This is a genomic window from Streptomyces sp. NPDC005963, assembly GCF_040638655.1.
In the GTDB taxonomy this organism is placed as follows: Bacteria; Actinomycetota; Actinomycetes; order Streptomycetales; family Streptomycetaceae; genus Streptomyces.
Map to the genome: position 1 here is coordinate 16,345 of NZ_JBEXVD010000033.1, position 14,902 is coordinate 31,246.

The window sequence follows — 14,902 nt, forward strand, 5'->3', positions numbered from 1 at the left end:
TCCAAATTTCCGTGATCCTCGTCATTGATCGGCAGCCGCGCACGTGAGAAACGAAGATTCCGGGTCGCAGCCCACTTCTGTGTGGGAGCCGGCCAGGGTTGGATCCCTCGGTGGACCGCTGCTCGTCTGCGAGGTCGACTCCTTCTCGGACTGGGGCGGTGCAGCGCACGGCCCCGACTACGAACTGGATCCTGCCTGCGACTATGCCCGCGCCTGGTCGGCGGTCCACCTGGACGACGATGATCTCGAAGCCGCGTTCGTGCGTTTCGGTGAACACGGGGAACATGCCGGCCTCATCTGGGAAATGGACGGCGAGGGCAGCGCGGAGATTGCCTACGCCCGGTACCGGAATGTTCCCGCCGGCGACGACGACAACTTTCTGATCATGCGCTCATGGATCCCCGACGGCAGGACGGACGCGCCGCGTCGGCGTGCCGCCGGGGCGCCTGCGGCCGAAGAACAGGAAGTAGGAAAGCTGGAGCTCCTCAGCGGCCGGGTCGTTGTCGTCTGGGCAGCAGTGAATGCTCATGAGACCGGCTCGTACGCGACGCCGCAGGAAAGAGCCGCGTCGATCAAGGCCCTGGCGCGGCTGAACCCCCCTGTCCAGCTCAACCTGGACGGCCAACTGGGTCTCGGTACGGTGCTGTGGGTCAAGCCGGGCACATATCGCGTTACCTGCGGGTGGCACGAGGGAACTTTGGGACAGTACATGTCCGAGCAAGAAATGCACGGACCAGCACCGTCATATGCGGATGACGACTGGAGCTGTCGCTGGGTTCGCTTCACCCGGTCCGACGACTCCGTTGATGGGAACGCTGTGCCTCTGTCAGTTTGTCGGTGAGCGGTGGGCGTTCACCGTGTCTTGGATACAGCCAGCCACGGGTCGCTGCGGCCGGCTGTCAGCAGATCAGCGCCGCTGCGCGCGCCGTCGGTCGCGTACGGGATGCCCCGGACCCGTTCGAACAGCCGCGCCCGGGCGGGCCCGGCTTCCTCGTCCACCCGCGGTCAGGGCCAGCCGAGGAGCCAGACGACGCGGACTTCGACCTGGGCGTCGATGACGCGGTAGCCGATGGTGACCCCGGCGGAGGCCACGGCGAGCTTCCGCAGGGCGTCCGGCCCGGTGCCCTCCGGGGTGCCCACCGCGAGGGGATTCGTGGACAACTTCCCGCGCATCGCCTCGTGGACCGCGCGGCGCCGCTCCGGGACGAGGCCGGCCAGCGCGCGCTGCGCCTGGGGCGCGAGGACGACCTTGTACGCGGTCACGCCGCCTCGCCCCCGTTGCGGAGCTCGTAGGTCTCGGGGTCGTACTCGCCCATGACGACGTCGAGCGGGACGCCGTCGTCGATCCCGGCCTCGTCGTCGGCGACGGCCTGGACGATGTCCGGGTGGACCTTCGCCATCCACTCGACCCGGTACGCGCTGATGACGTCCCGTACCGCGCGCAGGGGTTCCTCGTCCTCGCGGTGGAACGGCGCGCCGTCCAACTCGGCGGCGAACCGGGCCAGGAGGTCGGGCCAGGGAGCGAGGGCGGCCTTCAGCTCGCCGATGCTCTGCGGGCCTTCGTCCGACGCGAGTTCGTACGGCGAGCGGGTCGGCAACACCGGCCCGTCCGGTGTCGCCTGCTCACGGGTCGGGTCACTCATCGCGCTTCCTCCCGGGTCGGCAGCGGGCACCCCTCAGTGTCGTCCACCAGCCGCCCCAACCCAGCACCCCTCACCCCATCGGATGACACCGCCCAGCATGATGACACCGCCCCCGTAGAACCGACGTGTGGAACATCAACACGTCCACCCACAGCACCGGACCATCCCCGCATCGCGGGGCCGACAGGAAGTCGGATGAGGACGTCGCCTTGCACTTCGGAGCATCCCCGCAGCGCGGGGCCGACCCTGTGCTGGCCAGGGTGCACACAGCAGTGGGCTTCGACGGCCTCTTAGCTCCAGACGCTGGCTGCGGTCGGGTTGAGGTCGGGCCAGTCGAAAAGCAACATGGTGATCTTCTCCTCGGGCACGAGGACGTCCCGCGCCTGGGCCAGCAGCCGCGCGTAGTCAACGTCCGCGAGTACGGCGGTGACCACCTGCCCGTCGTCGGTGTAGCCGAGGATCAGTCCGTACCCGGTGGGCACCTCGGGCAGGTGCACTCCCCAGCAGAACTCCCGGTACGCGTCGGACGTCATGGTGTCGGTGGTGACGAGGCGGACCCAGCTGATACGCATACCCGGATCTACCCAGAGGCTCTCGGTGTCATCCCGTAATGGACCCTGGGCGCCTCGACACCGACCGTCCGCACCGCAGGCGCCGGATTCCCCGGCCCGGGCTGGGCACGACCACCCGGCTCGGGCCCGCTGGCGGAGTCCGGCGCCTCGGTGCGGCGGGGGCGGTCAGATGAGGGTGAGGAGGGGTATGTCGAGGGGTTCCTTTCGGGCGCGGAATGTGTGTGTGCGGGGTGGGGTGCGGGCGTTGTAGCGGCGTGGGTTGCGGATAGGGAGACCGGATCGGGTGACGCCGGCTTGTGGGTTGGGTGGTTGGGGCCCACTCCAGGCGCGGGGTAGGAGGAGTTCTTGGAGGGTGCGGGGTGGGATGCTGTGGCTTTTGAGGTAGACGAGGTCGGATTCGGTCATGGCGAATCTCTCAGGTAGGGAGGCGAGCATCGCCATCAGCGGGGGGTCCGGGTCGCTGCTGCGGAACGCGCGGTACAGGAGGTACGGCAACCTCCCGTCCCTTGCTTTTGGGAGGTACCGGTCCGGTTGGCTTCTTCGTGTGCCGCGGCCTTCGTTGGCGACGATCCGGTCCCAGGCGATCTCCCATTCCTCAACCTTGCGGGCCGACATCCCCAGGGCGGTCATGAAGGCGGTGAGGTGGTCGCGCAGGGGCGGTGTCTCTCCGCGGAGAATGGCGCTGAGGCTGCTCTTGGGTAGCCGGTGAGTGCCGCAGGGTTTGCGGCCAGCCCTGGTTTGGAGTGTGCCGAGGGAGGGTTGGCCCTCCCTCGCCCGCAGTTGGATCATCGCTCTGCGGAGCTGTCCGAAGTTCTCGATGACCTCGGGATGCGCGAGTGCCCGGCCGACTTTCACGGCCAGGTCGCGGAAATCGTGGGGCGTTCCCTGTCGGCGTTTGTGTTCCTCCTCCGCCCAGCGAGCTTCCTTCCACAGGCGGGTGGCGTGTTTCTGGTTGCCGCCGCACGCTCGTACGTAGGCGAGGACCAGTTCGTGTGAGGGGACCAGGCGGCCGCTGGCCGCCCGCGACAGCATGGATGCTGAGTACCGGTGGTTCAACGTCTCGGCCATCGCCGCGTAGGTGCAGCCCGCTCGTTGGCGCTGGGCACGGAGCCACAGCGCCAACGTTCCGGCCTGCTTGATGTGGGCGGCGACGGCTCGCTCGTGCCGTCCCATGAGAGCTAGCAGAGGCCCTCGGGAACGGCCCTGTCGCCGCGGCGGGCACGTGTCGCCTTCACAGCCCCGCAGGCCATCAGGATGACACCGAGGACGCTGCCGGCGAGCTCGACGGCGCCGGGAAGGGGGACACCGGCGAGCGTGAGCGCGTAGATACCGACGACGACCACCAGGAGAACGACGATCACAAGGGCCGTGGTCCGTCCACTCCGTGCCGGGGTGAACGGATGGTGCGTTGGAGCAGAGGAGCGCATGGCATCTCCACCTTCTGGCTGTGCGCGCGAGGGCGCTGACGTGGCTGCATATACGGAAAGCTGGCGGAGGCTTCCAGACCTGATCACCAGCGATCGGATCGTCTCACCGACCGATCGCCAAACACAAAGCGTCACAGCCCTGTTGAAGATTTTGATACGTCAACGTGCAGACGTAGAAGCCCTGTTCTGGCAAACGGGTGGTCTACGAGATCCCATGCAGACGCAATACGCGCAGCTCATCGGCTTCTACACCCGAATTTTGATGAACTTTCGTCCGGTGTGGCATTGCCGAGAGAGCGCCCGCGATGACAGTCTCGCAGAAGCGCCGAGATTCGGCCTTGTGCCGGACCTCCCCTGGCGTCGTGGCTGCACGGAACAGGGATGGGCCCACCGCGACTTCCAGCGCGGCGCCCTTGAGGGTGGCGCATCCACCCGGATGCGACCACCCTCCGCCCACCCGCACCCATAGACCAGATCCCGCCATTTGCTAGTAAAAGGCAGCCACCAGCGGACGCGCTCATCTCCCGCTGCCCGCCTCCAGCCCCATGAACGCCAATCCACCCATTTCCCCTGCTCCCACGGGCACGCGAAGGCAACATGGCGGCATGACCCTTCCCTCGCATGAGCCCGTCATGGAGCTGCTCCGTGCCGCGATCGATCCCGTCAGCCACCGCACAGCCGCATCCAGTCCCGCCGATCTGCCGACGGGCCGTCTGATCGCCGCCACCGCATATGCGGACGCCGACGACACAGGGATGACGCGACTTTCCCTGCTGGGCGCCGGCACCGCGATGGCAGCCTTCGGTCTCACCCTGGAGATCGCCGCGCGCAACGAACAGGACCCCGGCGCGTTCCTCGACTCCCTGGCCGAGGCGTCACAGACCCGAGGGGACAGGGAGTTCCCGTTGGCGGTGGACGTCATCCGCAGAATGCTCAGCGACGGATTCGCCGATGGTGCCGAGATCCTGGGCACCACCTTCGCCAGGAGCGAGCAGGAGTCCCTCACCCTCCTCCTGCACCTTGCCAACTACTGCGGCACCACCATCCAACTGTTGGAGACACGGTTCGGCACCCCGATGGAGGACACCCTTCAGGATCTGAGCAACGCGCTCCAGGACACGGACACCCCGGCCTGAATCCCGACGACTGGCAGCCCGGGTACCGGCCGTGCGTGCGGTGCTGGTGAGCAGGCAAACGCACGTCCACTGTTCTGAGCCGTCCCTCAGGTGGACCGCACCCCGCCATGGCGTGCGCGCACCCGCAAAGCAGAGCCGGTGTGCGGACCCGCCGAAAGGCATCCGGGGGTCCCCCAGGCTTGTATAGGCTCGGTGAGTTGGGGCCACACAGGGAACGTGTGGGTGCTCGATTGCGAGGGGTGGGCGATGTGACACGGATTGGTGATTTGCGGCTGAGCGATGGGACCGCGGTCCGGGTAGAGGTGGAGGGGCAGCAGGACGACGGGATCGACCGGGTTGCCCGGGGGTCCGCGTCCGGGATCGTCCGAGGTTCCGCACAGACTCTTCAGGAGGCGCTCGCACACATCAGGCCTGCGGTCGAGGCAGTGGCCGACAGCGTCCGGAGTCTGGCCAGCCAACCCGACACCGTCAGCGTGGAGTTCGGGATCAAGCTGTCCGCTGAAGCAGGTGTCGTGGTGGCCAAGGCCGCCAGTGAGGCCAACTTCGCCGTGCGTCTGGAGTGGGGAGCCCGCGCCCCTCGATGATGTCGGCATGACTGTATTACGGGGTGAAGAGGCTCTGGAATCAGGCCTCGTCCGATTACGTGGCGCCGGGGGAATCGCGGGAGCGGGATTCCTCGTGGCGCCGGACATCGTCTGCACATGCGCCCATGTCGTTGCGGACGCTCTGCAGCTTCCGTGGGACACCTCCGACGCGCCCACGGAGACCGTGCGTGTGGAGTTCCCGCTGCTGCGCGGTGCAGACGGAGCCGCGCCCGCAGTGCGCGCCCGGGTCGTCTCCTGGCGGCCGGTGCTGGAGGACGACAGCGGCGACGTCGCCCTGCTGCGCCTCGACGCGCCCGTGCCTGACGCCCGGCCGGTACCGCTCGTGGACGGTACATCCGTGTGGGGGCACTCCTTCCGAGCGTACGGCTTTCCCGGGGGCGGGGACCACGGGGTGTGGGCGACAGGCATGTTGCGGAGCGTCCAGGGCGCGGGCTGGCTGCAGATGGACACCGGCCCCGGCGGCCCGCTGGTCAGCAAGGGCTACAGCGGCGCGGCGGTATGGGACGACGTACAGGGCGGGGTCGTCGGCCTGGCCGTCGCCGCAGGGCGCGGCGACCTGGCGCACACCGCGTTCCTCGTGCCGTCCGCCGCTCTCACCGACGAGGCGATCCTGCGCCCGGCCTGTCCGTTCAGGGGCCTTGAACCGTTCGAGGAGAAGGATGCAGAGTTCTTCCACGGGCGGGAGTGTGACACCGGACGGCTCGCCGCGTCAGTCGACGCGCGCCGCCTCACACTGGTCGTGGGCCCTTCCGGCAGCGGCAAGTCCTCGCTGATCCGTGCCGGTCTGTTGCCCCGGCTCCGAGCCGAAAGGCTGAGCGCAACGGTCCTGCGTCCCGTTCCCGGCGTGACACCGGAGACGCTCCTGGCGCACGCGCTCGTACCCGTCCTGGAGCCGGAGACCGGAGAGGTCGACAAGCTGAGCAGGGCGGCAACGCTGGCGCAACTTCTGGCCGGGGAATCCGGAGATTCACCCGGGGCAGGACGCGGCGCCGACCGGATACCGCAGGCGGTCGCCGGCCTGCGGGCCGCGCTCCAGGATCGGGCGGGTACCGGTGGCCATCTGATCGTGGTCGACCAACTCGAGGAATACACCGGCGCTGAACCAGCCGCCGCGCGCACCCTGCTGCGCCTCCTGCTCGCGTTGACGGATCATCCGCGTGAGGGCGGGGGGCGCGGACTGCGCGTCGTGGCCACCGCACGGCAGGAATCCCTGGATGTACTCCTGACGCCGGAGACGTCCGGCACGCTGAGCGACGCCGTCCTTTTCCTCGCGCCGCTCGACGCCGAGAGCCTGTACCGAGCCGTCACCGGTCCCGTCGATGCCGTACCGGGACTGCGGCTGGAGCCAGGGCTCGCGGAGCGCATCGTCGCGGATGCCGCGGACCAGCCTGGCCGGATGCCTCTGGTGGAGTTCACCCTCACCCGGCTCTGGGAGCGTCACGAACGCTCCCTGCTCACCCATGCCGTATACGACGAACTCGGCGGCGTCGCCGGAACCCTGGTGGGCTACGCCGACGAGGCGTACCGCGCGCACGTCCCCGCGTCCGAAGAAGTTCCGGCGAGACGATTGTTCATGCAGCTCGCACGCCCCGACGACCAGGGCGGATACTCCCGGCGCGCTACCCTTCTCGCCCACCTTGATCCTGCGGCAGTGGTGCTCGCCCGCCGCCTCGCGCGCGGGAAGCTGGTCATCATCGGCCACACGGCGCAGGGAGCCGAGATCGTCGACCTCACCCACGAGGCACTCACGCGGCTCTGGCCCCGGTTGCACACGTGGCTGGAAGAGAGCAGAAACTTCCGGGTGTGGCAGGAGCAACTACGCACGGACATGGCCCGCTGGGTCGCGAAGGAAAGGGAAGCGGGAGCGCTCCAGCGCGGCAAGACCCTGGCCGAAGGCGTGGAGTGGCTGCAACATCGGCCCGAGGACATGACAGCCGACGAACGCGCCTACATCGAGGCCGGCCGCCGGCACGCGCAGGGCACGGTCCGGCGGCTGGTCGCCGGCGGCGTGTTCCTCATGGCGCTGCTGGTGGTGGCGGTCGTACTGGGTGTACTCGCTCTGGGCACCAGCCGGGAACTCGCGGCCCAGGTGCGCACCCTCGCGGCCCGCGCGCTCGCGGAGGAGTCCGGCCGCCGGCAGGCCCAGGAACCGGGCACAGCAGTGCAGTTCGCTCTCGCCGCCTGGCACGCCGACCGCAAGTCGCCGCACGCGCGGGCGGCATTGCTGAGTCAGTATGTCCGGGCGCAGTACGCGCGCGGAATCCATACCGGGCTATGGCGGGGCCGGGTCCAGGAGCTGGACGCGACCCCGGACGGGAGCACTCTCGTGGTGCGCTCCAAGCCACAAGGGTCCGATTCGTACGAGGTGTCGGTCGTGACCGGCGCGCTGGCGGGCAAGCCGCAGCACTACAGGCTTGCGGACGTGCCCGAGACCCAGCAGGACGGGCAGCTCAGCCCGGACGGGCGCTACTACGGGGTAGTGACGCCTGACGGCGCGGTGCGGCTGTGGCGGCTCGACGGAAAGGGCTCCGAGCCGACCCTCCTCAGCCGGGATCCTAAGGACGTTGACGGCGCGGTCAGCACCGGACTGGACTTCAGCCCTGACGGCAGACGGCTGCTGCGGCTGCTCGACCTCCACACCCCAGAAGCCAAGAATGCGACGCCCCGGTCCTTTATCGGTGTTTGGGACCTCAACAGCCTGCAGCCTGTGCCGGTGGCAGACAGTCTGGCCTCAGCCGTGGGAATTGAGAGCGCGCGTTTCGGAAAGGAACCCGGCACCGTCGAGATCTCCACAAGAAGCCCCGGCAAGCCTGGCAAACCCGAAACAACCTCTACGCGCGCCCTCCATGACCTGCGTACCGGAGCAGAGTTGCGAAAGCTCCCTGCCAAGGGCAACGACGACAACCCGGAACCGGTCGATGCCACGGGCGGCTTCAGCTATTCCTCGGAGGTACCGCTCGACTTCGATCATTCCGATCTGGTGCTGCGAACGCGTGGCAAGGACGATGCGTACATGACCCGCGTGCCTGTTGATGACGAGCCCGGTTACCAGGAACCGAAACTCGTCGTCGCCCGGGGCCCGGAAGCCGGGCTGACCGTGCTGGCCCTGGTCGGAGACACGCTGGTCGCGACCCACGCGCGCCCGGTGCCCCGGCCCGTCGGCACCGACCCCGATGACTACGGCGGGGTGCTCTCAGTCATGTCGCCGGACGGCCGCCGGGTGGCGCGGCTGATGGACCGTGAACTCCAGGTGGTGAATCTGGTACACGGCGGCACCACCACCGACGAGCTGCCGGAGGGATTCGGCCGGACCACCGAAGCTGGCCTCGTCTGGACACACGGCAGCGACCAGCTCGTGCTGTCTGCGGCGGGCGGCTCGCACCTGCACGTGTACGACGCCGACACGCTGTCCGACCGGGTCGACATCCGCGTGGCCGCCACTCGGGCAACCGGTGAGGAGGAAGGGCTGATCAGCATGGTCGCGCCCTTGGCCGGTGGCGAGATCGCGGTTCTCACCCGGGACGGGGAACTGCTGCGTGTGGACCCGGAACAACGCGTACAGCCGGGGAGAGCGGTGACCGTCGACCCCGACCCGTACGTCCCGAGCTTCCCCCCGTCTAAGAATCAGCTCCTTGCCCGGCCGGGCCACCCCCATCAGGTCGCTGTGGTGACGCTCAAGGATCAGAAGAAGGGCAGAATCCAGATCTGGGACCTCCGCACCCGCACACGGACACAGATACTGAAAGGGGATGAGATCAGCTCGGCCTTCGACCAGACCGGCACCGGCAACCTGGCCTTCTCGCCGGACGGCCGCTTCCTGGCGGTGTCCCACAACGACGGCAAGCTGCACCGCTGGAACGTTGAAAAGGGCAGGATCGTCGGTGCGCCCATCGAGATGCCCACTGGTACGAACATCGTGGGAACCGCGGATGCGGTGACGGTGACCTCAAGCGTGGACGGCTATGAACTGTGGAGCACCGACGGCAGCCGCATCGGCATAATCCCGAGAGACCACGGCTCAACAGCGGTGCTGCGGGGCACCAAGCTGATCACGGAACATGAGGGCTGGCGTTCCACCCTCGACGTGCGTCCCGAAACCTGGTCCACCCACCTGTGCGCAACCACGGGACGCGCCTTCACCCAGGAGGAACTCAAGCACCTTCCTGAAGGCGCCCCAGTGGAACCGCCCTGCGCCTGACCCTGTGCGGCTCCGACGGAGACCCCCGACAGCGACGGCCCCGAAGAAGCCTTCCTCCAGAAGCCTGTATGCGTCTACCGGGGCGTGGTGCCCGAGGGAGACAAGCCGGGCTGGCGTGCGACGGCAAGGCGCGACGTACTGGCCGTCGGGTCTCATCACGGTCGTGGGTGCGGTATGTGTGGGCGCTTGGTGGATTCGTAGGTGTGGGGAGGCGGGTGTCGGGTATCCGGGCGAGCGTAAAACACATGGCGTTGTCAGCACGCACCGGAGGTTGATCATGCTGATGGCTCACCCGGCGGTCCTGTCCCGGTTGGTCAGCGAGTACGAGGCCTTGTCCCGGCTCGTTGTGCGAAGCCCTGAAACAATGCGGCGGATGGACGATCTTGCCTACACCCTGTGCGTGTCCACCGGCACCCGCGACGTCGATACGGCACTCGCCGCTGCCCGGCAGCGTCTTTACGGTGCCAGGCCCGAAAACCAATCCCGGCTCGCGGTCTGACGTACTCAGCAACAATGCGTTCTCCCGCTGCTGTCGGTAGGCCGCCCTCTTGGCGGGTGCGCACGGCCGAGAGTAGGCGCGCCTGGAGCGTGGTTGGAATGACGACGGCTCGCGAGATACACGGACTGCATCGGCGCCCAGGAAGCAGCCTTGGGCACAGCGAGGAAGGTGGCCAACCTCAAGGTCGGGGCGCTACCGATCTGCGACACCGACGACCGCCTCAATGGCGCGCTGACCAACCGGACATCATCCGCGAGCAGGACGCCCGGCGGGACCCCGCCTCGCACCCTTACGACGACGTCCCCGAACTCCTGGTTCGCGTGCGGGTGTGGCCGGACGAGGACACCAGCGGCGAACCCGTCGCCCTACACCGGGCCACCGGGGAAGAAGTGGAGAGGGTCCGGCTGAGCAACGCCTGCCAGGAGATCACCCGCGCCGAAGCCGCCGTGTGGGAAGCATGGGACAGCTCCACCGGCAGATCCTGGACTCCAGAGACGCCGGCCTCGCCGCGGACCACATCGCCCACACCGTCAGCAGCCGTATCGACGCCGACGCGGCCGACCGGATCCTGACTGGGCACGACCTCGCCCACCGTCTCCGGGGCCAGCTGACCGCCTTGGGCGAAGAGCGTGCGACCTCGTGGATCAGCGACTACGCCACGGGGACAGTCCGCGCTAGCCTCTGCTCCACCCCGGCGCACGAGCACTTCTCCGAGACGCTGATCATGGGGTGGGACTGCATGGAGGTCGAGGAACCCGAAGAGGCCGCGGCATTCCCCACCGCCGACCTCGGAGACGCCCAGGCCCTGCTCGCCACCCTCTATGACGTCCTCACCCCGTCCGGCGCTCCGGCCACCGCCAAGTTCCTCACGCCCTGGTCCAGCCGAAAACCCGCGCCCAACGACCGGATCGACGGCGGCCAGGCCGGTCAGCTGCGCAGCCATCGGTTGAAGGATGGCCACTGCGGCCCGCACGGCTGAAAGGCGGGTGAACTCCGTCGAGGCTGCGGGCCGGCCGCTACCGTGAAGGTTTCTGGCGATGCAGGGCAGGAAGCGGGCATGGGCATGAACGGTCTGTGGGCCCACAGCGATGGCCGCGAGGTTGAGGTGCCGTCGACGATTCCCGGGATTCGGGCCGCGCTGCCCGAGCATCGGCGGGATGCGTTCGACCCGAGCACGCCCGCATGCTCCAGCACTTCGCCACCTGGCACCGGCTCCGCAAGCTCCGCGCCAAGGCGGCCAGGTGCCCGCTGGGCACCAGCACGACGCAGGAATCCCATTAGCAGGTCACCCAGGTCAGTGCCGCCTCACCAGAGGAGACAACAGCCCGATGTCCGCCAAACACTCACTCACGCGCGCGCTCACCGAGTTCGTACGGTCCTTCGGAAGCCGCGATGACCAGAGGCAACGTCCGTTTGACCTCTTCCTCCTGGAAGGCACCTCCGCCGAAACAGCGCGGACAGTGGTTGAAGAGGTGATACGGGAGGTGGCACCTGACGCGGCTTCGACGGACATTGATCTCATCTCTGACCTTCCCTGGCCTTCGGATGCCCAGGCCGCCCTCACCGCCATCGCCGGCGCGACGGGCGCTCGGGAAGGGAAGACCGCCGTTGTCCTGGACTTGACGGACGAACGGCAGTGCGAATGGTTCATGACCCTCGTGCCCCACACCATCTCCGCAGAGATCTGGGGGCCGACGGGATCGGGAGTCTCCTTCTCCGCGAGTGACACCGGATCGGCGATCGGGTGGCAGTTGCCCGCTGAGCGGTGGGAGAGGGTCCGCGCGCGGCTACGGCGCCGAGGCATCGATCCCGACACCGCAACACGAAGTGCTACCCAATGCCGCCCCTGACGGATACTCACAGTAGTCGGAGGCAGCGCAAGCCCTCAATCACAGGTCGCCTGATCACAGACTCCCACCAGTACCGACACTGTATGAACTCTGGAGCGGGCACCGGCCCCGTAGACGCGTAATAGGGCTGCGGCCCCAAACCGGTCTGAATCGGTATCTGGGGCCGCAGCGGTGTGCGGAAAGGTGGTGTGCGGTGGCCGGGCGCTAGGGGCGGTACGCTCTGCTGAACGCACGATCCAACTCGGCCGTTCCTTCGGCCCCGACCCCTACGGCATCGCAATTTCCACTCCGGTCGGGTGATGGGCCCTGAATGTCAGTTCTTCGCCTCAGGAGGTTTGGGCGAAAGTCAGGGAACGGCCACCGCGATCGAAATTTCCGAATGGGAATCGCCGAGGCTGGCGTTGGCCAGGGCTATCCGTGCCTCGGAGCCCTTGGGAGGGCACAGCAGGTTGATCAATCTCAGAGACCGACTGATCGGATCTTGTACGAGCCCTGGAGGTTTCCCTGGCCTCCTGAAGCGGTGGAACCTCTGAACTGGGTGAAGTTGGTTCCCCCGTAGAAGTACACCTGGCTGGTCGTCATGTTTTTGACGGACTTTGCGTTGTTGGTGCCTGTCCAGAGGCATTGGGCGGTCACATCATGGTGCTCAGGAATCACCTGGCAGATGCTTCCGCTTCCGTTGAAGCCGCTGTAGATGCAGTACCTACCTGTGCTGCACCGCTCGTAGGCCGAGGCGTTGGGAACTGCGAGCGAACTGAAGGCGACCACCATACCGGCAGCCAGTAATGCTTTGCCCATCTTGCGCATATCTGGTCCCTTTCACGAATTTTCGGCCTGGAAGCATTTGAACAGTTCGAATTGTTCTCGTTGGGTTGGTCCAGCCTCGGAGAGGCGCTTCCTAGTCCGGTTCGTCGTTGGCACTACTGACTTCAGCTGGTCGGGCATTGTGCGGAAAGCCTGTTCCGTGCTGTTCACACAATGTCCGGGGGCGGTTCGATAGACGGGTTCCGGGGTGCGCCCGGTCGGACCTGCGGCATCTGATGGGGGAGAGGGTGGGGTGTCATGGCGGGTCGTCGGGAGCGTCCGTTGGATCCGAAGGCGGGACCGGTGGAGCAGTTCGCACACGAGCTGCGGGAGTTACGGGCCGCGGCGGGCGGGCTGACCTACCGGGAGATGGCGGTTCGGGCCTGCTATTCGGTGAGTACGCTTGCCGCCGCGGCGAGGGGGGACGAGTTACCGTCGATGCCCGTTGCCCTCGCATACGCGTCCGTCTGTGGGGGCGATCCCGCAGAGTGGGAGGCCCGCTGGCGGGCGACAGCCCAAGCGCTGGACGAACAGACATCCGTCTCGATGGTGGACGACGACCAGACCACTGCCCCCTATCGAGGCCTCACCCGCTATGAATCAGAAGACCGAACAGTCTTCTTCGGCCGCACCGAACTGGCCGACCAACTCCACTCCATGCTGGCCAGCCACCGGCTCGTGATCCTCACCGGAGCATCCGGCAGCGGCAAATCCTCCCTTCTGCGTGCCGGGCTCATCCCCGCACTTCAACAAACGGGCCGGACTTCGCTGCGCTGCTCGGCGATCCGTGTCATCACCCCCGGCCCCCGGCCCGCCACCACCCACGCCCAGGCCCTCACCGGCGTCTTCAACCTCACCGAAACAAGCGCCACCAGGCCCGGAGACGGCGAACTGCAACGGGACACTGTCATCCTGGTAGACCAGTTCGAGGAAGTCTTCACCCTCTGCCAAGACTCCGCCGAGCGCGCCCGATTCCTCGACCTACTCCTCGCCGGCAGAAACCACGGCAGCGGTCTGCGGGTCGTGATCGCGGTCCGAGCCGACTTCTACACCCACTGCACCGGACACCCCGGCCTCGTCGAGATCTTGGGAACGGCACATCTCGTAGTCGGGCCGATGTCCGCGAACGAACTGCGCCGCGCGGTCGTCGGACCTGCCCGCGTGGCGGGACTGATCGTGGAGCGGGAGCTGACGGCCCTAATCGTGGAAGAGACCGCGGCGGAGCCCGGCGGCCTTCCGCTGATGTCCCACGCGCTGCTGGAAGTCTGGCGACGGCGCCGGGGACGCACCCTCACCCTCGCCGCGTACGAGGCCATCGGCGGCATCCACGGCGCCGTCGCCAGCACCGCCGAACACACCTACAACCAACTCACCCCCGATCAGAGGGACCAGGCCCGCCGCATCATGATGAGGCTGATCACCCCCGGGCAAGGCACCCAAGACACCCGCCGCCCCACACCTTGGACAGAACTTCAAGCCACCCATACACAAGACGCCCAAACAGTTCTTGAGCACCTCACCCGCGCCCGCCTCATCACCCTCGACGACCAGACCGTCGATCTCGCCCACGAAGCCCTCATCACCGCCTGGCCCCGCCTCCGCACCTGGATCGACGAGGACCGTCACCGCCTGCGCCTGCACCGCGCCCTCACCCACGCGGCCGACAGCTGGCACGATCTCGGGCGGGACACCGGAGCTCTCTACCGAGGTGTACGCCTGGCCGAAACGTACGAAACATTCCATACCCGTGCCCGGACGGGCGAACTCACCTCTGTCGAAAACGAGTTCCTCGCCGCCAGCCACAGCAGCCAACAGACCGCCGCGCGCCGCACCCGCCATATCAACATGATTTTGGCCTGCATGCTCGCCCTGGCGCTCGTCGCGGCGGGCGTTGCCTTCTGGCAGCGGCAGATCGCCCTCACCGCGCAGAAGACGGCTATCGCCGCCCAGCAGATGGCTCTCTCGCGTCAACTGGCCGCCCAATCGACGGCCCTCCTGCAGACGGATCCCGACCTAGCTTCACTGCTCGCTGTCCAGGCATACCGAACCAGTCCCACTGCCGAGGCCACTGTCGGTCTGCACAGAGCCGCAGCACTCCCACTCCAGCACCGCTTCACGGGCCACACGGGCGGTGCTTCCTCGGCCGTGTTCAGCCCGGACGGACGCAC

14 protein-coding genes are annotated in these 14,902 nt (G+C 67.5%); 8 read left to right on the forward strand and 6 right to left on the reverse strand.

Features of this window, described 5'->3' with window-relative positions:
• Positions 1–43 precede the first annotated feature (43 nt).
• Complete coding sequence (locus ABZ348_RS30365; RefSeq protein WP_358938466.1) at positions 44–841, forward strand: hypothetical protein; 798 nt, start codon at positions 44–46, stop codon at positions 839–841.
• Between the two features lie 164 nt (positions 842–1,005).
• Here ABZ348_RS30365 and ABZ348_RS30370 read toward each other — a convergent pair whose 3' ends face one another.
• The 5 genes from ABZ348_RS30370 to ABZ348_RS30390 form a co-directional block, all read right to left on the reverse strand.
• Complete coding sequence (locus ABZ348_RS30370) at positions 1,006–1,263, reverse strand: hypothetical protein (RefSeq protein ID WP_358938468.1); 258 nt, start codon at positions 1,261–1,263, stop codon at positions 1,006–1,008.
• Complete coding sequence (locus ABZ348_RS30375; protein WP_358938470.1) at positions 1,260–1,643, reverse strand: hypothetical protein; 384 nt, start codon at positions 1,641–1,643, stop codon at positions 1,260–1,262. The genes ABZ348_RS30370 and ABZ348_RS30375 overlap by 4 nt, the downstream gene beginning before the upstream one ends.
• A 290-nt stretch (positions 1,644–1,933) precedes the next feature.
• A complete protein-coding gene (locus ABZ348_RS30380) occupies positions 1,934–2,215 on the reverse strand; it encodes a hypothetical protein (RefSeq protein WP_358938472.1) in 282 nt (93 codons plus the stop codon).
• A 165-nt stretch (positions 2,216–2,380) separates the two neighbouring features.
• Positions 2,381–3,388 carry a helix-turn-helix domain-containing protein gene (locus ABZ348_RS30385; protein WP_358938474.1) on the reverse strand — a complete coding sequence of 336 codons (1,008 nt, stop codon included), beginning with the start codon at positions 3,386–3,388 and terminating at the stop codon, positions 2,381–2,383.
• Positions 3,389–3,393: 5 nt separating this feature from the next.
• Entirely contained in the window at positions 3,394–3,642 is a 249-nt protein-coding gene (locus ABZ348_RS30390; protein WP_358938476.1) for a hypothetical protein, read from the reverse strand.
• A gap of 605 nt (positions 3,643–4,247) precedes the next feature.
• On the opposite strand from ABZ348_RS30390, the gene ABZ348_RS30395 reads away from it, so the two are divergent.
• The 6 genes from ABZ348_RS30395 to ABZ348_RS30420 all read left to right on the forward strand — a co-directional run bounded on the left by ABZ348_RS30395 (position 4,248) and on the right by ABZ348_RS30420 (position 11,930).
• Positions 4,248–4,778, forward strand: a complete 531-nt coding sequence (locus ABZ348_RS30395; RefSeq protein WP_358938478.1) for a hypothetical protein — start codon at positions 4,248–4,250, stop codon at positions 4,776–4,778.
• 248 nt (positions 4,779–5,026) lie between these two features.
• Positions 5,027–5,362 (forward strand): CU044_2847 family protein, encoded by a 336-nt coding sequence (locus ABZ348_RS30400; RefSeq protein WP_358938480.1) that lies wholly within the window; start codon positions 5,027–5,029, stop codon positions 5,360–5,362.
• A 7-nt stretch (positions 5,363–5,369) separates the two neighbouring features.
• The gene (locus tag ABZ348_RS30405) at positions 5,370–9,581 is read left to right on the forward strand and encodes a trypsin-like peptidase domain-containing protein (RefSeq protein WP_358938482.1); all 4,212 of its coding nucleotides are present in this window, start codon (positions 5,370–5,372) and stop codon (positions 9,579–9,581) included.
• A 283-nt stretch (positions 9,582–9,864) separates the two neighbouring features.
• The gene (locus ABZ348_RS30410) at positions 9,865–10,080 is read left to right on the forward strand and encodes a DUF5133 domain-containing protein (protein WP_358938590.1); all 216 of its coding nucleotides are present in this window, start codon (positions 9,865–9,867) and stop codon (positions 10,078–10,080) included.
• A 457-nt stretch (positions 10,081–10,537) separates the two neighbouring features.
• A complete protein-coding gene (locus ABZ348_RS30415; RefSeq protein ID WP_358938484.1) occupies positions 10,538–11,059 on the forward strand; it encodes a hypothetical protein in 522 nt (173 codons plus the stop codon).
• Positions 11,060–11,408: 349 nt separating this feature from the next.
• Positions 11,409–11,930, forward strand: coding sequence for a hypothetical protein (locus tag ABZ348_RS30420; protein ID WP_358938486.1), 522 nt, complete (start codon positions 11,409–11,411; stop codon positions 11,928–11,930).
• A gap of 459 nt (positions 11,931–12,389) precedes the next feature.
• On the opposite strand, the gene ABZ348_RS30425 is transcribed toward ABZ348_RS30420, so the two are convergent.
• Positions 12,390–12,737 (reverse strand): peptidase inhibitor family I36 protein, encoded by a 348-nt coding sequence (locus tag ABZ348_RS30425; protein ID WP_358938488.1) that lies wholly within the window; start codon positions 12,735–12,737, stop codon positions 12,390–12,392.
• Between the two features lie 255 nt (positions 12,738–12,992).
• Here ABZ348_RS30425 and ABZ348_RS30430 point away from each other — a divergent pair.
• On the forward strand, positions 12,993–14,902 hold a 1,910-nt coding region (locus ABZ348_RS30430), incomplete at its 3' end, for a helix-turn-helix domain-containing protein (protein ID WP_358938489.1).